Genomic DNA, 22,722 nt, shown 5'->3' with positions numbered 1-22,722 from the left:
GGATCCCAGTACTGGGATGACATCGAAGGGGCTACTCGGATGACACCATCTGTTGTATCTGCTATTGAATGACAAACAGGAACTACAAAACAACCTTTGGTTCGCGAAATGGAGAATACACCTTCTTTACCTCAGATAAATGGCTACTTACTTCTGATTCACGATTTTTATAGAGAGCAGAAACATGCTGTATAATACCTAGCTTTATTTGCTCAGGAACACTATCATAACCAGCTTCATATACAACATCAGCCCTTATTATGTTCAAATAATTGAAAAATTCAATATAGCTTCCTATATCACTAAAATAATAACTAAGTTTTCTATTCTTATCAGTAGCCAATATTATTTTATTCACAGGACCATAGCTTAAATATATTCTACGAGGTATATAACCTTCATATGAAACTTGCCACGTTTGCTTTACTAGAGACTTTTCCATATGCCACTGAGCATAATCAGTTGCCATAAAAATAAAACTTGAAATCAACTTATCATCTTGATCATTTTCAATTCGTAAAAAAGATTTAACCTCTCCTAAAGTTACTGGAAAAGATTTAGGCTTAGACTTACGTTGTATATTTATGATTGGATACTTTAGTCTTGTTGACATAACAACCCTCCTTTTCTATATATAGCTAAAATAAGTAAGACTTATCTATAAAAAATCTTACTTATTTTAGTTATCACTTAATATTAAATTGCAGCAGCAACTCTATCGTACAAGTATATTGAGAAGAGAACGTATTAACGCTGTTTCTCCTTTTTTTAGGCCGGATTTTAGTAGATTGACATTCTGAGAATGAATGTTATTGAAAGTGAAGTTTAGCTCTTTAGCAAGTAGACTGCGAAATTTCTGCACACTTTCATATGCGATATTTTCAAGTTCATGTGCAAACTTATCTTGAGCTACAGCTGATATGTCTTCAACTTTCTCATTGAACTCTTCTAGCCTTCTTTCCTTACCTTTAAAATTTTTCGTAAAAGTTTTCATATTAATTGGCCTCAACTATTCTTATAATTATAATGACAATAAAAAGACTACCGAAGTAAAAAATTAGCACTACAATACTGCAAACAACAGCAGCACACCAAACCGGTTCACTTTATAGCGTAAATTCAAGTATGTCATTCAAGTAGCCCCTTTGATGTCATTCCAGCGCGTGACGCTGGAATCGAGTCTTTCAACCGTTGTGTTTTAGCATAAAGCAACTACTTTTGTGCTTACCAACCTAATAAAATTTCTGGATGCCAGTGTCTGGGCATTGACCATTTGCTGTATTCAAAAATGAATGTTCGTACAATTATGTGTCACGTGCTGGAACATAAGGTGTCATTCAAGTAGCCCCTTTTTTCTCATCCCAGTGCCCAGACACTGAGATCCAGGAACCAGCGTCACGCGCTGGAATGACACCCTCTATACAAACGTACTGTTTTAAACGTTTTATAAGCCCGTTTCAGCTTATATTAGGTAGAAATTATTGTGAAGACATAAAGTGCACATAGCGGAAAGATTTATAAGACGCCAACTGTATAATACTTTTGTCGTTTAATCTGAACAGATTGAAGGTAATAAAACACTTTGAATTTTATAGTAAGTAAGCTGAAAGATTTGTCAAGTAGTTTTCTTATCTTTTACAGGCATAATTTACATGCTACAATCAAATTTTCATAACTGGTGAATAAAAATGCAAAGAGACAAAATTAAAGTAGAAATAAAAAAGTTATCACATGGCGAAAGCCTGCCTCTTCCCTGTTATGCAACTATGCAGAGTGCTGGCATGGATCTTTATGCTGCATTGAATGACTCTGCTGTTTTAAATCCACTTGAGAGATTACTTGTTCCAACTGGAATTGTGATTGCAATACCAAACGGTTTTGAGGGGCAAATCCGCCCACGTTCTGGGCTTGCTGCAAAACATGGAATCACTGTCTTAAATTCTCCGGGCACTATAGACTCCGATTATCGAGGTGAAGTTAAAGTTTGCCTAATCAATCTAAGTAATCAGCCATATGAAATAAAAAGAGGAGATAGAATTGCACAAATTCTTATCACTCCTGTACCTGAGATAATTTGGAACAACATAGAAGAATTCTATGCAAAAGAAACTGCTCGCAATGAAGGAGGCTTCGGCTCAAGTGGTAGATAATTTATTGTTTATAAGTTGACAATAATAATTCTTTACATACAACTTTAATTAATTTAAATGAGGCAATTATGTTAATTTTTAAAAACCACCGTGGCCAGCTCCACAAAACAAATACTGCACTTTTAGTACTTACTTCTCTGTATGTTATAGGCGCAGCAGTAGCACTTTCATCACCATATTTGATGTCTTCAACTTATATACTTGCTCCACTTGCAGCTTTTGCAGCTACACCACTTGGAATGAGTGTTTTAGCATTTGTTACTGTTGCACTGATTAGTTTAGCAATATATTCCTTCATGAAAAATAATGAAATATCTGAACTTAAAGCTCCGAGAATTGTTGCTGGTAGCTCTCAAAGATACCTGATGTTGCAGGTAACAAATAAAGATCTTGAATTTATTGAAAAGAACTATAAGAACGAAAATGGTGAATATACTATAGATTTTACTAACTCAAAAGGCGAAGTATTCAAAGCTGAGAGTTATGGTCAGATCAGATATATTGATAATCCTGATCCAATCTTGCTTGGCAACACTAAACTCCTTGATATACATCAGCTATACAAGAAGAAAGGGGATAGTACATTTGAACAGATAAATTGTGGACAGGAGTTAAAAACGTTAGGTTTAAACGTTGAAGAAAATAATGTTCAAGAACTAACCATCGAATTTGTGCCAAGCTCAATTGTTAAGTCACCAAAAGTTGAACACGAAAAGCCAGAAAGATTATTAATCAGCCAAGTATAAAAGGAATAAGTCTTCCCTTCATTTTTTAGTGTTAATGACTTAAACTTATTGTAGAAACTGTCTCAAAAAATAGATATTCACATACTTGTAAGAAATTTGCTAAGGATTTTTATTTAGTCTGACTGCATCCTTTACCTTATCTAACAACCCATTAATAAAGCCAATTTTGTTTGGAGCATCAAGTAAATCAGATGCAATGTTAGTATATTCATTAATAACAATTGGTGCTGGTGTATCAAAATCAATTAACTCACATACTGCAATACGCAAAATAGATAAGCTTATAAGATTTAATCGTGAAAGTGACCAGCTTGGGTGTAAATAAGACTCTATTATTTTATCATATTCTTCACTGCTTTTTATAACCTTACATAACAAGTTTTCTAAGAACTGATGTTCAAATTCTTCACATTCAAATATATCTTTCAACGTACTTATGTAGTCCTTAAGCTCACAATTTTCCAATTTAAAAGTGCTTTTGTTGTAACTTACAAAAATATTTGAATAAGCAATTTGTACAGCAAGAAATCTTGCCGTACTTCTTTTTATGCGCCACTTTTTATCTACTGGTTTTTCCTCCATTATTTTAATTTATTGTGTAGATCTATCATATGCAAAACAGTTGAGGCTGCATGGCCACCAACGTTCTTTTTATTTTTGTCAGCTCTAATTAGTGCTTTATCTTTGCTGTCAGCGGTAATTACGCCCATACCAAGGGGTATTGCATAATGCATAATAACTTCATTTAAGCCTTCGATTACTCCTTTACAAACGTATTTATAATGATCAGTTTCACCGCGAATCACGCACCCAAGAGCTAAATAACCGTCATAATTAGCATTCTTGCTTTTTACTGCAAAGAGAATTGTAGCTGGTATCTCAAATGCACCAGGAACTTCAATTATGTCATAGCTTGCATGACTTTCTTTTAATCTATCGACTGCACCTTCAAGCAAAAGGTTCGCTATTTCGGTATAATAAATTGAATTAACTATTAGTATTTTCGACATTTATCCCGACTTTTCTTGTTAAGAAGAACTTTATTAAGTATTGTTGAACCAGAGTTATAATATTACTAAATATCCAATATATTACCAGGCCGGCAGGAAAAGAAGAAAAAATAAAGACGGAAATGTAAGGTAAAAACTTCATAACATTTACTTGAATATCATCTTTACTGGTTTGATCTTTCTCACTTAGCTTCTGCTGAATTATCATGGTAGCGCCGAAAATTATAGGTAAAATGCCTATAGAAATAGGAAAGTTATAATTAAACAACCCAAATAATGTAAAAATGTTTGTTGGATCAGAAGCTGAAAGATCCTTAATCCATAAATAAAAAGGGGCGTGTCTCATCTCTATAGTAACAAATAATACTTTATACAGAGCAAAAAATACTGGTATTTGTATGAGCATAGGGAAAATGCTCGACATTGGATTTACATTGTTTCTCTTGAACAACGCAATTGTCTCTTTGTGCTGCTTTAAGCTGTCATTTTTGTACAACTCTTTTATACGAGTTAATTCAGGCTGCAGGCTTTTCACCTTGAACATCGAAATATATGATCTATTAGATAAGGGAAGCATCAAAAGTTTGATTACTAAAGTTAGCAATAATATTGCTAAGCCAAAATTTTTCAAAACAAAGTTAAAATATTCAAGCAGTAAAAACACCGGCTTGGTTATAAAATAAAGAACACCAAAATCTACAGCCTTATCAAACAAAGGTATATTGAGAGTGTCTTTATAAGAATCAAGTAAATTCAATTTCTTTGCCCCAGCAAAAAAGTAGTTCAGAGTAGAAACACTTGCACCAGGGAGTATGTGTTTGTAAGGTTTAACAAAATCTACTTGAAACTTATCAATGTTATTAACATTCGTATGCTTAATACTTACATTTATTTGATCAGATTTTTCAGGTATGATAGCTGTAAACCAATATTTATCAGCAAAACCAAACCAACTTTTTTCACTTGTGCTGGCCTTTATTAAACGTTTCTTGGAAATATCCTTATATGTCCACTCCTCTAGTTTATTGTTAAATGCACCTAGTACTCCTTCATGTGATATCCAATAGGATTCGTTAATATTATCACGTTTACGATTGATTTTACCATAGGGAACCAAAACTACATTATCTTTTGTATTGTTTTCAATAATTTGCTCAACTTTAAACATGTAGTTATCGTCAAGGCTAATTTTCATTCTAAATAAAATGCCATTTTCATTATCCCAAAATAAATTGACCTCTTTTTGATTGAGTTTATCTGCTTGCCATACTGTTTTAGAATCTGGAACTTTAATCTTTTCATTCGGATCGAGCCACCCAAATTCTGCGAAATATACATCTTTTGATTCTGCAGGTGACAGTAACACCACTTGTGGAGAAGAAGAACTCGGTTCTAAGTGGTAGTTAGTTAAGATTAAGTCATCAAACCTTGCACCTTTCAGAGAAATTGATCCTTCAAGCATGTTATTGGTTAAATTAACTCTCTGTTCTCTAGTAGAATTAATAATTTCAGAACGATTTTGGTATATCATAGGAGCAAGGTCGTTAGAAGATTCGATATGTTCAATATTTTCAATCGATGGTTGGCTTTGGCTCGTGTTAAGAAAATTATCATAAATAATATGCCATAATACTATAATCAATATAGAAAGAATTGTTGCTAAAATTAAGTTTTTTGCTTCTGACATGAAATTAAATCGAACATACCTCCTTAAAGTATATATTAAATATTGTACTAAAACAATAAAATTTACTTATTTTTAATAATAGCTTTTAACGCTAATCTTAAAAATTTACTCTTATGGCTTCAAATTTTAATAATATGAATGCAGCAAAAAATCTAGTTATTTGGCTACTGATAATAGTCATTACTGCAATGTTTATTGATTCACAAGGGGATAAACTAAGCAATAGGTTTCTGAGCACTTTTCTACCGTACAAAGGAAGGGTTCAAAATGGCGGAAGTATTGAATTTACAAAGTCATACGATGGACACTTTTATATTCAAGCTCAAGTCAATGATCGTAATATAACGTTTTTGCTTGATACCGGAGCAACTGATATTGTTCTATCGCAAAAAGATGCGTTACATGCTGGTATTAACTTACAAAACATTCAAGACTTTAAAATATATGAAACTGCAAAAGGTCAAATAAAAGCTGGTGTTGTTCACATCCCTCAAGTTAAAATAGGAAATTTTTTAATTAATGATGTACACGCTAGTGTTAATACTCACTCTATGTCCCATTCATTACTTGGTATGAGCTTTTTGAGATATTTTCATTTCACTATTAGGGATAATAAGCTAATATTATATCGTAGTTAAACGTTCTATACTCTACTTATCAACGCTCTGCAGGTCAATATAGGAGCAGAGATAAATATTGCGGAACAGGTGCCGATTGCAATGCCAAAAGAAATGATTAAGCAGAAGTCTCTGACCACACCTGTACAAATCAGCACTAAAGGAAGAGCAGCAAGAAGAGTAGTACCTGAAGTTAACATAGTACGAAATAGTGTAGAATTAATGCTAGCATCAACTATTTCATCCATTTCTACATCTTTTCTATTTTTTTTATACTCTCGAATCCGATCGTATATAACCACTGAATTATTGATTGAATAGCCAATCACGGTAAGTAGAGCTGCAACTGATGAAATATTAAACTCAATACTCGTTAAGCTGATAAAGCCAAGAGTTAAAATCACATCATGGATCAGTGCCATTATTCCACCAAGTCCACACTGCCAGCTAAATCTAAGCCAAACATAAAAAAATATTCCAATAATTGCAATTAACATGGCTGATATCCCTTCAAATATCTGCGTTGAGCCTATTTGTGGACCAACATAATCTATTTTACGATAAGTTACTAAATTACCTAATTTGCTTTCTAATATACTTTTAACCTTTTTAATTTTATCTTCATCTCCCTCATCTTTAAACCGCACAACTAAGTTATCACCAGCTTTTGAACTCTGTATCGTAAATCCACTCTCTTTTAATATACCGAGAATAGCATCATCCTTGCTTGAAGATTTTATCTCTATCAAAATTCCACCTGTAAAGTCTATACCCAAATTCATTCCACGCAGCATAAAAGTAAGCATTGAAAAAATGATAAGAATAACGCTAACAAGTGCTGTCAAATTTCTATATTTACTAAATCTTATATCAAGATTATCTGGAATAAGTCTAATTGCCATATTTCCTACTTAAATTGTGATTTTATATACTTTTTAAGCAATCGACTAGCTATTTTCTCTTAGCTTATACTAATAATGATCTTTGATTTACTTAATCTACTTGAACAAGATATTTGATCAAAAAAATGAAAACAGCCTGGTTGTCATTAATAAAGTGCTACTTAAACATCTTTTTTAATCGATTGATTTCATCAGCAAATTTTGGGTCAGTTCTTATGAAATTTTCCACTTGTTTGACTGCGTGTATAACAGTAGCATGATCTCTACCACCAAAATTTCTTCCAATATCTGGTAAACTTTTTTGCGTAAACTTCTTTGCGAAATACATAGCTATTTGTCTCGGCCTCGCAAGACTGCGGAGCCTTCTATTAGATTGCATATCTGCAATCTTTATATTGAAAAATTCAGCTATTTTTTTCTGTATTTCTTCTATTGTGATTGACCTATGATTTGACCTAAGAAGATCAATTAGGGTCTCACTAGCTGATTCTACTGTCATGCTTCTTCCAATTAAAGAGGTATGAGCAACCTTATTTAATGCTCCTTCTAGTTCTCTTATATTGGATTTTATATTCCTTGCCAAAAATTCTAGGACATCCTTTGGAACATACATATTCATTCGTTCCACTTTCGCCTGCAATATACCAAGTCTTAATTCAAAAGTTGTTTCATTAATATCTGCAACTAATCCCCAACCAAGTCGTGATTTTATTCTTTCTTCTACTCCATCAAGATCACTAGGAGACCTATCAGCTGATATAACCAATTGTTTATTTTGGTCTATCAATGCATTGAAAGTGTGAAAAAATTCTTCTTGTGTACTATCTTTACCACTGATAAATTGCACATCATCTACCATCAATACATCTACTGATCTAAATTGCTCTTTAAATAACATAATATCTTTGCTCCGCAGCGCCGTAATATATTGATACATAAATTTCTCTGCTGATAAATATACCACTTTTCTTTTTGCTGACGGAGAATTGACTATGTCCCAAGCTATAGCATGCATTAAATGTGTTTTACCAAGTCCCACTCCACCATATAGAAATAAAGGGTTGCTTCCTGATATTGGATCTATAGATTCCGCTACACGCTTTGCCGCTGTAAATGCTAACTCATTTGACTTTCCTACCACAAAATTATCAAAAGTGAATCTGGTATCTAGTGGTGAACCAAGATTATGATTATTTTCCTCTCTATTTTTTAGTATCGTATTAGAATTTGAATTTCTTTCTTCAATTAATTGAATATCAATAGAACATACACTTTGATCTTCGCTTTGCCATAATGACAATATTTTTTCCATGTAGTGAACTGTAATCCACTCCTTTATAAATCTTGTTGGTACAGACAACAAAACTTCTCCATTTCTGTTGCTGATAAATCTTAGTGAACTCAGCCAGCTGTTATATGTTGCTTCTCCATAGAGATTATGGAGATAATTTTGGATTTTTTCCCAAGTAACATTGTGGTCCGTTACTGTAATAATCTGATCAAAAAACATAGTAGAAACCTTAGGGTTAGTTAAGTTCATATACCACACCAAGAAAGAATAATAATCAGAAAGATGCAAGATAATCAATAGCTTACTGTAAGATAAAAAGCTAACACTACTTAATACATATCTAAAATTATGAGGATTTTTTGACGAGTTGTAAAGAGTATAAAAGCACTAAAATTGATCATTTTTTTGAAATAAAAACAATCAATTTGTAAATGTCGCTTGTACCGAGGATTAGAAGTATGTTATTAAAAAATAGTAATATATTATGTATAAATAAGATATTAAATTTACTGATAAATAAGTAAAGTACTTGTATAAATATAGCTGATTTAGTATAAATTTATTGAAGTAAATTTGTGATTATATTAAGTAATTTGAGTCATAATACTGTATTCGGTATTGAACTGGAGTTTTACACTGAGGGAATAAAAAAAGAATATTTATTTCTGAATAGCATCAAAAATAAAATAGCTTCTCTTGGATTTTTTTGTGAGAAAGAGAGTTCTTTAAACCAATACGAGATAAAAAGTGATTGTTATACGAGTCCTGATAATTTAATTATGCATTTTGAGTTAGTAAAAAAATTACTGATTGGAACAGCACAAGAGTTCGATGGTAATGTTTCTTTTAAAGCAAAACCTTATTTGGATAGAGCAGGCAGCGCACTAAATGTACATGTTAGCCTCATGGATTCAAATAATAATAACTTATTTTATGGCAATAAGCAAAAATATAGTGACCACCTGATTCACAGCATAGGTGGATTATGTGCAATGATGAAAAAACATATGTTGTTTTTTGCTCCAAATGATGATTCATATTTAAGATTTCAGTACCCAGATATTCATACTCCAACTACGATTAGTTGGGGAGTGAATAACAGAACTGCTGCGATAAGAATTCCCTATTTTGGCAACGATTCCAAAAGATGCCGCCTAGAGCACCGTGTTCCTGGAGCAGATTGTAACCTTGAAAAAGTACTCACAGCAATAATTGAAGGTATAGTTTTTGGTATAGAGAACAAAATTGCTCCGCCAAATAGAGTGTATGGCATTGCATCTGATCCTCAATATAAGATGGAGAGTTTGATATAGCAACTACCTGTTAAACCCTAACCCATTAAACTCCTTTGAGGTAATTGGCCATTCTAGCACTTTCCTCACATCATTATTTACATTCCCATACTGTAATAGCAAGTCTGCAGCAGATAGTTTCTGCGTACTTTTAGATGATCCAAGCCCTATATTGGTAAGGTTGCTCGGTGGCTGCTCAGGAAGTGGATTACCAAGTGCATCCATGTGTTTAGGTAAAGGTTCCATAACAATATTTGTAGCACTAGAAACGAAATGACTATCTGTAGTATCAGCACTTTTAGAAAGTGAATTACCTTTGAAATCCATATGTTTAGGTAGTCCATTTTTCATTTCTTCTTCTGCTCTTTTATTTTTTAATTCTTCTTCTAGCTCAGTTTCAGTTCTTTTTGGTTCTTTTACGGTATCTTTTTCTTCACCTTCATCAACACTGCTATACCCTTCATCTTCTGACATATCATCAGTTTTAACAGACTTAGGTCTTGCTTTATTAAGCAATGAAAGTAATGCGTAAGTAACTGCAGCAGCAGTAACTATAATGGCTATCTTTGCAGCAATGTGAATCATTGTTAAAAATACTAAAGTTGATGAAACACCAACCAACCCAGATACGATCGCTTTATTCTTGCCTTCTATCACACTTAAAACTGCTACCACAATAATCCCTCAAGTACCATACTAAAGTCATATTATATAGAAATTTTCTTACGCTTGCAAAACTGTAAAAATTTTAATCATTTACATAAAGCTATATGAGGATTAATTAATATATAATTTATCTTAGCTATAATATGATATAAATACGTATAATGTTTGGCATGAAAAGCTTACTTGTAGAGAGGAATAGAACAGTAATATTATTGCTTATCGTGATTTTTACCTTCGGCTCATACACTTATATAAAGATGCCAAGAGAAAGCAATCCTGATATACAGATTCCTATAATTAGTGTATTTGTCGGGTTTCCTGGTATTTCTGTCGAGGATAGTGAAAAGCTATTAGTGCTTCCTATAGAAAATGAACTAAGATCCATCGAAGGTGTAAAAGAATTGAGAGCTTTTGCAACTAATGATGGTGCTCACATGATAATCGAATTTAGAACAGAGTATAATAATAAAGAAGTGCTCGATAATGTCCGTTCAAAGCTTTTAAACATAAAATCAAAATTACCTATTGAAGCAGAATCTCCGATAATCAATGAAATAGACTTGAGCTTATTTCCGATACTAAACGTTGGCTTGATTGGTAATTTGCCGGAAAGAACTTTAACTGAAATAGCACGCAAACTAAAGAAAGAAATAGAATCTCTGCCAAATGTTCTTAAAGTTGAAGTAGCAGGTATGCGTAAAGAAACAGTGGAAGTTATAATTGAGCCCACAGTTCTAACAAAATATAACATTCAATCAAATGAGATATTTCAAGCTATATCAAACAACAACAGATTGGTAGGAGCCGGATCACTAGAAAATGATACCGGTAAATATTCGATTAAAATATCAGGGTTATTAAAAGACATAGAAGATATTATGAATATTCCTATTAGATCTCAAAGTGATGCAGTTTTGAGAATCAAAGATATAGCAAAAGTATACCTTGGGTTTGAGGATCACCAAGGATTTGCTCGTATTAATGGACTACCTAGCATTGTACTAGAAATTTCAAAACGTAATGGAAAAAACATAATAGACACGGTAAATCAAGTAAAATACTTAATGGACAAAGCAAAAGATCAATTACCTGAAAATTTAAAAGTAGTTTATTTGAATGACCAGTCAAAAAATGTACGTGATGTGCTTGACGACTTGGAAAATGGTATAATATTTGCCGTATTACTAATATTAACCATAATAATGCTCTTTATGGGAACAAGGGCTGCTATTCTTGTTGCACTATCAATACCTGGCTCCTTTCTAATAGGAATAATGGCTCTTTACCTCATGGGTATTACTCTAAATATAGTTGTGCTCTTCAGTTTAATTATGGCAGTTGGCATGCTGGTTGATGATGCAATTGTAATCAGCGAATATGCTGATAGAAAGATGATTTGTGGCATGGATAAAGTAGAAGCCTTTTGCACCTCAGTTCATGATATGTTTTATCCAGTTTTATCATCAACATTGACTAAATTAGCAGTGTTTTTCCCTCTGTTACTCTGGCCCGATACAGTCGGTAAATTTATGCAGTACATACCAATTACAATAATTCTAACTTTAACTGGATCGCTAATTATGGCTTTGGTTTTTATACCAACACTTGGTGCAATATTTGGTAAACCTTCAATAACTTCAAAAAAAGAAATAATAAGAATGAGTGCTATAGAAAGTGGTGAGGTAAAAAATACTGGGCTTATAATAAGAACTTATGTACGTATGTTAGAGAAAGTCTTAGATCACCCCAAAAAATTTGTATGTGTTGTTGTGTTTGTTTTATTTTTGTCTAGTATATTATATTTTACTTTTGGTCCTGGATTAAAGTTCTTTCCGAATGTAGATTCAGATAACATTTTAATCAGCGTTAAAGTAAAAGAAAGCTTATCAGCCAAAGAACGAGATTTGATACTTAAGAAAGTAGAAGAACGTATTTTGGGTGTTGAAAAGGAAATTTATGTTTTTTATGCTCGATCAGGAAAATTTTCAGACAACGTTATTGCCAAAATTCAATTGGAACTTGTAGATTGGCGCTGCAGGCGCAAAGCTACGCAAATACTAAATGATATAAGGAGTAGTGTACAAAACATAAAAGGAGTAATAATTGATGTACAGGAACAAAAGTCAGGACCATCAGCTGACAAGCCAATACAAATTAACTTAAGCGGAAGTGCATCCAACTTGAATTCAGTAGCAGAGAAAATCCTAAAAATTATGGACCAACCTTCATCTGGATTTATAAATATTCAAGATAGTAGATCAGCACCTGAAATAGAGTGGAATATGAATATTGATAAGAGTAAGGCTACAAGCTCTGGAGTAAGTGTTGCAACCATCGGTGATTTTATAAAGATGGTTACAAATGGAGTATTAATTGGAAAATATAGACCAAATAACGCAGATGAAGAAATTGATATTGTACTACGCTTTCCCAGAAAGAATCGCAACATGAAAACTATAGATAACCTTTTTATTAATACAGCAAATGGACCATATTCTATGAGTAGCATAGTGAAATACGTTCCCGAAAAAAAGGCAAATAAACTAAGTAGGATTGATGGATCACGCACAGTAACAATCTCTGCTGACGTTGATACTGGCTATCTTGTTGATGAAAGAGTTAAGTTCATTCAAAATTCGATTACTCAAGACTGTAGTAAAGGAGTAAAGATTGATTTCAAAGGTGATAAGGAAGATCAACAAAAATCAGGAGCATTTTTATTAAAGGCTTTTATATTAGCAATTACATTGATGATATTGGTGCTAGTGGCACAGTTTAACAACATATACTATACATTTATCGTAATGACAGCAGTGTTTTTATCAACAACATGTGTATTTTTCATTTTCTTTCTTATTCAGAAAGTTTTTGTAGTTGTCATGTGTGGAGTGGGGATAATTGCTTTAGCAGGAATTATAGTGAATAATAATATACTATTGCTTGATGCCTTTCATCAGCAAATTAAGGTGCGCAAAAATAACATTAAGCAATGTATAATAAACGCTTCAATTTCTCGCATCAGGCCAATACTACTTACCGTTGCAACTACAGTTCTTGGTTTAATACCGATGATTACTAGGTTAAATATCAGTTTTTTTACGCTACAAATCACATATGATGCTCCATCAAGCCAGTGGTGGGTTGATATTTCAGCAACCATAGCAAGTGGAATATTGGCTGCAACGGTCTTAACTTTATTCTTTACTCCGGCATTGCTTATCATACAAAGACATGAAAAAACTTGACTTAAATTAGCAATCATTTAACATTTAAGATAGCGTTCTTTACCTGTTGAAGCTATAATTATAACTAATTAAATTGGATTTATTTATATGATTGCTAATCGTAAAAGCAGTGTTAAGCAGAAAAGCAACAAGAATAACATAGTTGGAAGCCTTGATGTAATAAAAACAGCGGGAGAGCTCTCACTTCAAAAAGGTTTGGATTTTAATATTATAATAAATGCACTTAAAAGTGCTATCGAAGCAGTAGCTCAACAAAAGTATGGTAGCAAAAGTAAAATTGTAGTTAATATAGATAGAAACACAGGCAAAGTTACCTCATATAGACAACTAAAAGTCATTAATGATGAATCAAATGAAAATGAGTGTGACTTAATTAAGTTGACACAAGCTAAGTTAATAAAAGAAGATGCAAAAGTTGGAGATACTATTAGTGAGTTGATTTCTCTTAACACTGATCTTGTTTCAGCAAGAATTGCCCAGCAAAAGATTTCTGAAATAATCAAAAATGAAGAGTTAAAAAAGCAATATGAGGAATTTAAAGATAAGGTAGGAGAAATGAGGTATGGCATCGTTAAACAAGTAGAATATTCAGATCTTATTATAGACATAAACGGAATTGGAGCATACCTCCCTTTACGAAACTTAATTGGTGGTGAGTCATTTCGTGAAGGCGATAAGGTTAAAGCTTACATACAGGCTGTTAAGCGCTCTGACGATGGACGTCAAATCATTCTTTCTAGGACTCATGAAGGCTTTTTAGAGGCATTGTTGAATCAAGAAGTACCAGAAGTTGCTGACGGATTGATAACAATTAAAGGTATAGCTAGAGACGCTGGTTCAAGATCTAAAGTTGCTGTTTTTTCATCTGATAAGAATATCGATCCAGTAGGTGCTTGCGTTGGAGTTAAAGGAGATAGAATAAAAACTATTATACACGAATTAAACGGTGAAAAAATCGACGTCATACATTACTCATCAGATTTGGGTCAATTTGTTATTAAAGCCATTACTCCTGCAGAAGTATCAAAGGTCATTATTGACGAAAATGAAAATTGTATAGAGTTAATAGTTGCTGAAGATCAATTGAGTTTAGCTATAGGAAAAAAGGGTCAGAATGTAAGATTAGCTTCAGAGCTTGTTGGATGGAAAATTGAGATATTAAGCACTCAGCAAGAATCAGAAAGAAGAAACAAAGAATTTAGTCAATGTTCAGTTTTATTTGCTGAAGCTTTAAACTTAGAAGAGATTATGGGCCAATTATTGGTAACAGAAGGTTTTTCAAGTGTAGAAGATATATCTAACACTTCAATTAAGGAACTTGCTTCAATAGAGGGCTTCAATGAAGATATTGCAAATGAACTTCATAATAGAGCAAATAATTACCTGAAAGCAGAGAATGATAGAAAAATAGAAGAGCTAAAAAATTTAGGTATGGAAGACGATGTAATCAACTTAGCCTTATCAATAGATAATAAAATTGCTCTTAGTAAACATAATATTAAAACTTTAGAGGACATAGCAGATTTATCAAATTATGAGTTTTGTAGCATACTCTCTTCCTCAACTAATAATAAAGACAATCTAAAAGATACAGCAGATTTAATAATCATAGAAGCACGTAAAAAGCTTGGATTAATATAAAAACAATATGAATAATGAAGATATCAGTAATAAAAAATTAACCCTACAAGGCTTAAGCAAGCTTAAATTAGACATTAATTTAAACTCTTTAGATAGTCAAAGTACTGGTACTACAATAGTAAAAAAAAGAAGAAAAATTCATTCTGCAGAAGAATATAGTTTATTTGACGAGAGTAAATTAGGCTCTTTAACTGAAAAAGAACAAATTTCCCGCATTAATGCTGTACAGAATGCTACTTTGCTGAAAGAAAGGAATCAGAGAGAACAAGAAGAGAAAATAAAAAAAGAAGAAAGCAATCAAGAAGCTGAAGATAAAAATGAATCACACTCTGTACCTAAAGAAATAAATAAGGAAGTTTTAAGTAATACTAACTCAGTTGAACAAAAAGAAGATAGTATTGAATATGAGAACAATGATAAAAAGTCTTTTAAAGCTAGCAAAGATATATACTCTAAGCATTCTAAGCTAGTAATTACACAGGCAATAGATGAAAGAAATGAACACCTCCCTGTATTTAAGCAAAAATTTGGTATAAGAAGTAAACAATCAAAGTTTACTAAGGGTAAAAATATAGCAAGAGAAGTTATTATACCAGACAAAATAACTATCAGGGAGTTATCTATTCGTATGGCAGAAGATAGCAAGAGTGTGCTAAAAATGCTCAAAGAAGAAGTTGGGGAGAGCTATAGAGTAGATGATCTAGTAGATCCAGATATAGCATGCGAAATAGCAAAAAAATTTAATCATACGGCTAAACGAGTAAGTGATGCTGATAAAGAAAAGAATTTACTCTTCATAAGCAACAGAGAAAACTTACCTAAAAGACCAAAACCACCTATCGTTACTTTTATGGGACATGTGGATCATGGTAAAACATCATTGCTTGATGCATTTCGTGAATCCAATGTTGCAGAAAAAGAGTCAGGTGGCATCACTCAACATATAGGTGCTTATCAATTAACGACAAAAAATAAGCAAAAAATTACTTTCATTGATACACCAGGGCATGAGGCGTTTACTGCAATGCGTGCACGTGGTGCCAATATTACTAATATAGTTGTGATAGTAGTTGCAGCTGATGATGGAATCATGAAACAAACAGTTGAAGCAATAAACCATGCAAAAGCAGCAAATGTCTCTATTATAGTTGCCATTAATAAAATTGATAAATCACAACCTGGCGATGTAGAAAGAATAATTAATAGTTTGCCTCAGTATGACCTCATCCCCGAAGAACTTGGTGGTGATGTTATAATTGTGCCAGTATCAGCAAAAAAGAAAATCAACTTAGATAAACTAGAAGAGGCAATTTTATTAATTGCTGAATTAATGACGCTAGAAGGAATAGAGGATTGTCGAGCACTTGGATGGGTAATAGAGTCCAAAATAGATAAAGCTAAAGGAATATCAGCTACATTAATAGTTGAAGAAGGAACATTAAAGATTGGTGACATATTGATAGTTGGTACAACATACAGCAAAGTACGCAGTATGGTTAATCACCTTGGTCAAAGAGAAAAAGCGTCACTACCTTCTACTCCAGTTGAAGTTACTGGTTTAAATGGTGTACCAAATGCTGGAGATAAATTTGTTGTTGTAAACTCTGAAAGGCAGGCTCGTGAAATTGTTGAATACAGGTTAGAATTAATCAAGAAAAAGCAAGAAGATTTAGACGACAGTAATTTAGATATATTCAGTCGTAATGATAGTGAAACAGAAGAACTATCTGTAGTTTTAAAGTGCGATGTCACTGGTTCTATTGAAGCAATATCAAGCTCAATTGATAAGCTTGGTAAAGATCAAGTGAAATTAAATATTCTACACAAAGCAGTAGGAGGAGTAACAGATTCAGATGTGCTGCTTGCAGAAGCATCAAGCGCAGTAATTTTAGCTTTTAATGTAAAAGTGGATTCAAAAATCAGAGAATTAGCAAAACAAAAAGGTATAGAAATACATACTTACAATATAATATATGAGCTTATTGAAGACATGAGGATGTATCTAACTAAAATGTTAAAGCCTGTTACACGAGAGGTTCGTGTTGGTTCTGCATCTGTAAGGCAAATATTTAATTCATCCAAAGCCGGTAATATCATCGGATGTTATGTCACTGATGGAGTTATAAAAAAAGATTCTCTAATTAAGGTAGTACGTGGCAGCAAATTGGTGCATGAAGGAAAGTTAAAAGCACTACGTAGATTTAAAGATGACGTTAAAGAAGTGGGTGTAAATTTTGAATGCGGAATATCGCTAGAGGGTAATATCGATATTAAAGTTGGAGACATTTTGGAAGCTTATCAATTAGTGCAAGAAGAAAGGACGTTATAGTAGTTGAATATGAAAAAGGAAATTAGAAACCTAAAAGTAGCATCGGTATTACATAGGGCAATATCAAAAGTCTTAATGGAAGGTAATGTTCTTAATGAAAAAGTAGTAGTATCTGATGTAAAGCTAAGCAAAGATTTGAAGAAAGCAGATGTATATATTGTGTTATCTTCATTAAACATCCAAAATGATAATGATGATATCAGCACTGTTGTTAATGAAATGAACCAATCTGCATGGTCAATACGTAAATCTATATTGTGTTATGTTGATTTGCGATTTATACCTGAGTTAGTTTTTAAGCCTGATTTAGCATTCGATAATTTTGTCAATGTAAGCAAAATATTACATAATCACACTTAATTAATGTATTTCAACCATTATTTCTCATTAATGAGAATACACAGTTTAACAGGTTTGTGGCTTGTGCTATTTTCTAGCTTAAGCGGCATTCTTTTAGCCTCAACTTCTCTATCGTATCAGGCTCTTTTTCTCCTTGTTTTGTTTACTATAGGTGCATTTTTAATGAGACCCGCAGGGTGCATAATCAATGATATCTTCGATAGAGAAATAGATGCGCACGTTGAACGAACAAAATATAGGCCACTTGCAAGTGGTGCATTAAACATAAAGCAGGCTTTGGCTTTACTTTCACTGTTACTGTCTATTGCCCTGGTAATCTTATTATTAACCAATAAAACTACTCTTATACTTGGAATAATTTCAATGTGCATGATAGTTATCTACCCCTTGCTAAAGCGTTACGTTTGGTGGCCACAATTGTTTTTAGGGTTTACTTTCAACATGGGATCACTCATGGGTTCAGCAGCAATAACAAACCAGATTAGCATAGAATCCTTGCTATTTTATATAGGATGCGTCTTTTGGACGCTTAGTTATGATACTATATACGCTCATCAAGATAAAAAAGATGATGAGAAATTAGGAATGAAATCTACTGCATTATATTTTGGCAATACAACAAAATCTTGGTTGAAAAGATTTTATTTAATATCCTTAATGGCATGGTTGTACGCTGGTATACTATCATCATTAAATAACATCTTTTATATTGCTTTACTTGCCATAGGATTCATATTTCACCACCAACACAAAAATTTCAATCCAGACGATTCTAATCAATGCATGTCCATATTTAAAAATAATTCCCAGATAGGACTCCTGCTCTTTTTCGGTATCCTTTTAGATAGAATTCTAAATTCTACTTTTGTATCCGTTCAGATGCATGGCTAATGTGTAAATATCGAAGCAAAAATGGTGTCATTCCAGTGTCAAGTACTGGGATGACAGGGGATGACACCATTTATTTCTATGGCTGTCTTTTCTATCTTATTTTGTCACCCTGCTGAACGGATTCTACTTTTTAGAACATATCTTGAAAGGAAATCAGGAAGATAATATGATAGGATCAGTAAAAAATATATACCAGGTGATGTAAGTGACAAAGAATGGAAATTTCTTGAGCCAAGAGTTGCACAAGGTGTGGCCAAGAAAGCACAAAATAAGAACAATTATTAATGTTATACAATACATAATGAAAGGTATTTGCCAGTAGAGCAAAAGATTTTCCTCTATGGAAGACAGTGTATGATTATTTTTTTAGGTGGCGTAATAGTCACACATTGGTTGAATGCATACAAAACAAAGGCTAGTGTGCCCATTGATGTTATAAGATCAAATTACCAACCTTTTACTAGATGAAATCAAAAAGCTAAGGAATTAAGCCTTACCTTGATTTATTAAACCTCTATCCTGAATTAAATGACCTTGAACAGAAGTATTACTTAAATAACTTTGAGGCTCTAAGTTTATTTGCTGTTCTTCAACTTCTAATGTACTATCTCTATTGTGTAATATCTGCTCTATTGATTGATTTACTATTAAATCTAGTTCCTTATTAAATACAACCATAAATTTGTTAAACTTCTTTGGACTTAACTTACCTGTTTCTCTATCGTGGCATGCTTGCTCTACATATGAGTTTAAAAATCCTGAAATCTCATTAAACTTACCACCCGTGATTTTTGCAGTAACCTCTTTCTGCATTTCTACACAATCAATATTTAACCGATGCATTGATACCCCACTTTTTAATGCAGCTTGTTCTACTACTTTCTCAAATTCCTCTATAATATTTAATGCATAGCCCTGTGCTTCTAATGGTGATATAGACTGAACTACTGTGGAAATATACTTCTGACCTGTGATTTTCCTTATAAATACATCTAATAAAAGAAGTACACCGTTGTTATCAATACCTTGAACTGTAATAGCTTTAGAAGGTTCCATACTTATAGCTGCCTTAAAAGGAGAAGAAATAAACTGAAAAACACCTTTAACAGTATCTACTGTAGTGTAAGCAAAAATATTGATCCATGAAGATGGCTTGCTTGCTCCGCTTGTAACTCCTATTTTATCATTTTGCAATGAATTTTCATCTTCTTTTACAATACTACGGCGATTATGGACACCTATTGATAGAGAACTGCCTTCCTCTTGTGAGTATCGATGACGCCTATGTCTTATAAAATGTTGTGTAGTTTCTTCATTTTTCCTTATTCTTTCCTCTAGAAGGTTTCGTATTTCTAAGCTGTTTTCTTCATTAAGCGTATTTGCCATGGCTAAAGCTCCTCTAGCATCAACATAATCACTTTTATCAAGAATGAGCTTAACTATATTTAAATTACCATAAGCAGCTGCAAAGTGCAAAGATGTCCAACTATCTTTATTTTTAGCGTTAACGTCAGCATGTTTACTTATAAGAAATTTAGCTACTTCTAAATGACTGCTTTTAACAGCCCAATGCAAAGGAGTATTGCCATTATTGTTCTTAGCATCAATATCAGCTCCTTTGTTTATAAGCTCTTTTACTACATCTAACCTACCATAACTTGCAGCCCAGTGTAAAGGGGTATTACCATATTTGTTTCTTTCATTAATATTAGCTCCTTTCTCTATGAGCTTTTCTAATACATCTAAGTGATCATTTTTAGTAGCCAAGTGCAAAGGAGTACTGCCATTATTGTTCTTAGCATTAACATCAGCCCCTTCCTCTATAAGCTTTTCTATTACACTTAAGCTACCATAACCTGCAGCATAGTGCAGAGGGGTATTATTGTATTTATTCTGCTCATTAACATTAGCCCCTTTCTCTATAAGCTTTTCTACTATACTGCAGCGCTGGTTAAGAGCAGCCCAGTGCAGAGGAGTAGCATCGTGATTGTTCTTAGCATTAACATCAGCCCCTCCCTCTATAAGCTTTTCTGCTACCTGTAATTCATCTGCAAGAGCAGCTAAGTGCAGAGGGGTATTGCCATTATTGCCCCTGGCATTAACATCAGCCCCTTTATTGATAAGATCCGCAACTTGATTGGCATCTCCACTACGTACAGTAGCAAATAATTCATTAATCATTTAACCCTCCATAAAAACAACTCAATTTCAAAGTAAGAAAAAAATCTTTTTCTGAATAAAACAGCTACCTCATAATATAAAGAAAAATATTTTCACTATCATATTTATTGTACATAAAAAATTAATAGCTCAATATACTTTTCATAAAATACTCCATCTCTAAAACTTGTCAATCCCTATTTAGAAGTTTTTTTGATAATCTTTAATGAAAGTTCTTAACGAATTAATACTGACTTAATAGTATATATTACTAAAAATTTAAATAAAACAACCATTCCCAACAACTAAAACCGGCTAGTGAGAGAAGAGTTCGTTTTGGGATGGATTGGTCTGTTGCTGGAACTCAAGAACTGCTGCAAAAGGAAAGCCCCAGTTTTCATAGTAATTATGATATTAAAAAATCACGTTTAAAAATACTTTATACAAGTGAGAAACACCTCTTTTTGTTTTTGCAGCAGGTTTCCATGTATCCCTCTTTAATTAAGAGACTGACTAGCTCCTTGAGTTTGTTCAGTGTTTGGGTGATGAAGATTGCTGTTTACACCCTCGTTTCCAATTGTCTCTACAAACGCCTGTAATTTTAGTTTAGGAGCGTACCTCTTTTCAACATTAAAGTCTACAAAGTAAAATAGTGTATTATTTCGGACTCCTACTCTTTCTTCTTTAAAGTCATTTTTGTGCACCTCAAAAAATCTCTCCATGCCAAAGAATTTCGCCTTTTGAAAATCATATCTATAATGTGTTGATAGAAAATCCACCAATGGTTTATTATTGTGCAGGAAAATTTCTTTTTTTACTTCATCAGCCTTATTAATTAAAATATGTGCATATTCTGGATATAGCTTTTTTAAATTCTCTTCATTATCAAATTCATTACGTACGTTTTCATTTTGCTCCCATATGCCAGCCATTTTATTAACGTCATTTTCCCTCAAAAAGTCATATAGTGACTTATTTCTTTCTTTAATCTTTTTAACTTCTTCTTCACAATTTTTAAGATGCTGTAAATAATTGTTATACCTCTCGGTTGAAGTGGTTATAAATTCATTTTTCTTTTGTAAATTTTCCTCACTTACATATAAGCCAGCAACTTCTAGTCTTGCTATGTGATTTAGTATAACCTCACAAATATCTGTAAAGCCTATTTCAGTAGCCCGATGCAAAGGAGTTTTTTTATTCTTATCTTTTGCATTAATATCTGCTCCTAAGTCTATTAGAACTTTTACTATCTCTGTATAACCCTTTACAGCAGCTATATGCAAAGGAGTTCGTTCATTCTTATCTTTTGCATTAATATCTGCTCCAGCTTCTATTAGAACTTTTACTGCCTTTGTAGAGGAATGTTCAGCAGCAGCATGCAAAGGAGTTCGTTCATTCTTATCTTTTGCATTAATATCTGCTCCAGCTTCTATCAATCTCACAATTTCCTTCATATTTAGTGTTCTAACAGCATCCAAAAGTTCTGTTGATTTCGTTTCTTCTAGTTGTGGCATAAATTATCTCTAAAAGTTTGCTTGACTTTTCTTTACTATTCCTAAATAAATTATTACTAATTTAGTATATCTTTTTGTTAAGAATTTAAACGATATATCTACTTTCAGCAGCCAAAATCAAGGGCTGTGAGAAGTGTTTTCTTTGGAATCGTATGGTCTACCACTTGTTCTACGCGAATTTATATCAATTTATTACTTTATTTCTCTGTTTTTTTGAAATT

19 protein-coding genes are annotated in these 22,722 nt (G+C 32.8%); 9 read left to right on the top strand and 10 right to left on the bottom strand.

Annotated elements, in window-relative coordinates:
- Positions 1 to 82 precede the first annotated feature (82 nt).
- A complete protein-coding gene (locus OPR37_RS02985) occupies positions 83 to 613 on the bottom strand; it encodes a head-tail connector protein (protein ID WP_007302801.1) in 531 nt (176 codons plus the stop codon).
- 102 nt (positions 614 to 715) lie between these two features.
- Complete coding sequence (locus tag OPR37_RS02980) at positions 716 to 994, bottom strand: hypothetical protein (RefSeq protein WP_264685020.1); 279 nt, start codon at positions 992 to 994, stop codon at positions 716 to 718.
- 694 nt (positions 995 to 1,688) lie between these two features.
- Between OPR37_RS02980 and dut the strand changes: the two genes are divergently transcribed.
- Both dut and OPR37_RS02970 read left to right on the top strand, forming a co-directional pair.
- Entirely contained in the window at positions 1,689 to 2,150 is a 462-nt protein-coding gene (dut, locus tag OPR37_RS02975; protein WP_052264873.1) for a dUTP diphosphatase, read from the top strand.
- A 68-nt stretch (positions 2,151 to 2,218) separates the two neighbouring features.
- Entirely contained in the window at positions 2,219 to 2,896 is a 678-nt protein-coding gene (locus OPR37_RS02970) for a hypothetical protein (RefSeq protein ID WP_213863683.1), read from the top strand.
- A gap of 99 nt (positions 2,897 to 2,995) precedes the next feature.
- Here the strand turns inward: OPR37_RS02970 and nusB are convergent, their stop codons facing one another.
- From nusB to yidC, 3 genes are read right to left on the bottom strand one after another with little or no spacing between them, the layout of a single operon-like run.
- On the bottom strand, positions 2,996 to 3,478 hold the full coding sequence (nusB, locus tag OPR37_RS02965; protein WP_006014794.1) for a transcription antitermination factor NusB: 483 nt from the start codon (positions 3,476 to 3,478) through the stop codon (positions 2,996 to 2,998).
- Entirely contained in the window at positions 3,478 to 3,906 is a 429-nt protein-coding gene (locus OPR37_RS02960; protein WP_052264871.1) for a 6,7-dimethyl-8-ribityllumazine synthase, read from the bottom strand. The genes nusB and OPR37_RS02960 overlap by 1 nt, the downstream gene beginning before the upstream one ends.
- Positions 3,884 to 5,593, bottom strand: coding sequence for a membrane protein insertase YidC (gene yidC / locus OPR37_RS02955; protein ID WP_019236304.1), 1,710 nt, complete (start codon positions 5,591 to 5,593; stop codon positions 3,884 to 3,886). The genes OPR37_RS02960 and yidC overlap by 23 nt, the downstream gene beginning before the upstream one ends.
- A gap of 113 nt (positions 5,594 to 5,706) precedes the next feature.
- Here yidC and OPR37_RS02950 point away from each other — a divergent pair, with 113 nt between their 5' ends.
- Positions 5,707 to 6,231 carry a TIGR02281 family clan AA aspartic protease gene (locus OPR37_RS02950; RefSeq protein WP_007302795.1) on the top strand — a complete coding sequence of 175 codons (525 nt, stop codon included), beginning with the start codon at positions 5,707 to 5,709 and terminating at the stop codon, positions 6,229 to 6,231.
- 5 nt (positions 6,232 to 6,236) lie between these two features.
- Here OPR37_RS02950 and secF read toward each other — a convergent pair whose 3' ends face one another.
- Both secF and dnaA read right to left on the bottom strand, forming a co-directional pair.
- Positions 6,237 to 7,112, bottom strand: a complete 876-nt coding sequence (secF, locus tag OPR37_RS02945; RefSeq protein ID WP_007302794.1) for a protein translocase subunit SecF — start codon at positions 7,110 to 7,112, stop codon at positions 6,237 to 6,239.
- Between the two features lie 157 nt (positions 7,113 to 7,269).
- Positions 7,270 to 8,652 carry a chromosomal replication initiator protein DnaA gene (gene dnaA, locus OPR37_RS02940; protein WP_012481713.1) on the bottom strand — a complete coding sequence of 461 codons (1,383 nt, stop codon included), beginning with the start codon at positions 8,650 to 8,652 and terminating at the stop codon, positions 7,270 to 7,272.
- Between the two features lie 326 nt (positions 8,653 to 8,978).
- Here dnaA and OPR37_RS02935 point away from each other — a divergent pair, with 326 nt between their 5' ends.
- Positions 8,979 to 9,716 carry a type I glutamate--ammonia ligase gene (locus OPR37_RS02935; protein ID WP_007302792.1) on the top strand — a complete coding sequence of 246 codons (738 nt, stop codon included), beginning with the start codon at positions 8,979 to 8,981 and terminating at the stop codon, positions 9,714 to 9,716.
- A gap of 3 nt (positions 9,717 to 9,719) precedes the next feature.
- On the opposite strand, the gene OPR37_RS02930 is transcribed toward OPR37_RS02935, so the two are convergent.
- Positions 9,720 to 10,370, bottom strand: a complete 651-nt coding sequence (locus OPR37_RS02930; protein ID WP_007302791.1) for a hypothetical protein — start codon at positions 10,368 to 10,370, stop codon at positions 9,720 to 9,722.
- A gap of 161 nt (positions 10,371 to 10,531) precedes the next feature.
- Here OPR37_RS02930 and OPR37_RS02925 point away from each other — a divergent pair, with 161 nt between their 5' ends.
- The 5 genes from OPR37_RS02925 to ubiA all read left to right on the top strand — a co-directional run bounded on the left by OPR37_RS02925 (position 10,532) and on the right by ubiA (position 18,827).
- Positions 10,532 to 13,606: an efflux RND transporter permease subunit gene (locus OPR37_RS02925; RefSeq protein WP_214303362.1), complete on the top strand. Its 3,075-nt coding sequence runs from the start codon at positions 10,532 to 10,534 to the stop codon at positions 13,604 to 13,606.
- 87 nt (positions 13,607 to 13,693) lie between these two features.
- Positions 13,694 to 15,247, top strand: coding sequence for a transcription termination factor NusA (nusA, locus tag OPR37_RS02920; RefSeq protein ID WP_010407241.1), 1,554 nt, complete (start codon positions 13,694 to 13,696; stop codon positions 15,245 to 15,247).
- Positions 15,248 to 15,254: 7 nt separating this feature from the next.
- Positions 15,255 to 17,576, top strand: coding sequence for a translation initiation factor IF-2 (infB, locus tag OPR37_RS02915; RefSeq protein ID WP_264376839.1), 2,322 nt, complete (start codon positions 15,255 to 15,257; stop codon positions 17,574 to 17,576).
- A gap of 9 nt (positions 17,577 to 17,585) precedes the next feature.
- Positions 17,586 to 17,936: a ribosome-binding factor A gene (locus tag OPR37_RS02910; RefSeq protein ID WP_006015187.1), complete on the top strand. Its 351-nt coding sequence runs from the start codon at positions 17,586 to 17,588 to the stop codon at positions 17,934 to 17,936.
- A gap of 3 nt (positions 17,937 to 17,939) precedes the next feature.
- On the top strand, positions 17,940 to 18,827 hold the full coding sequence (gene ubiA / locus OPR37_RS02905; RefSeq protein WP_007302787.1) for a 4-hydroxybenzoate octaprenyltransferase: 888 nt from the start codon (positions 17,940 to 17,942) through the stop codon (positions 18,825 to 18,827).
- 486 nt (positions 18,828 to 19,313) lie between these two features.
- Here the strand turns inward: ubiA and OPR37_RS02900 are convergent, their stop codons facing one another.
- Both OPR37_RS02900 and OPR37_RS02895 read right to left on the bottom strand, forming a co-directional pair.
- Positions 19,314 to 21,008, bottom strand: a complete 1,695-nt coding sequence (locus OPR37_RS02900; protein WP_096097158.1) for an ankyrin repeat domain-containing protein — start codon at positions 21,006 to 21,008, stop codon at positions 19,314 to 19,316.
- Positions 21,009 to 21,484: 476 nt separating this feature from the next.
- A complete protein-coding gene (locus OPR37_RS02895; protein ID WP_230609100.1) occupies positions 21,485 to 22,501 on the bottom strand; it encodes an ankyrin repeat domain-containing protein in 1,017 nt (338 codons plus the stop codon).
- Between the last annotated feature and the right edge of the window lie 221 nt (positions 22,502 to 22,722).

The sequence above is a fragment of the Wolbachia endosymbiont (group B) of Lycaena phlaeas genome (assembly GCF_947251875.1).
Taxonomy (GTDB): Bacteria; Pseudomonadota; Alphaproteobacteria; order Rickettsiales; family Anaplasmataceae; genus Wolbachia.
This window is presented reverse-complemented; position numbering and strand designations above follow the sequence as displayed.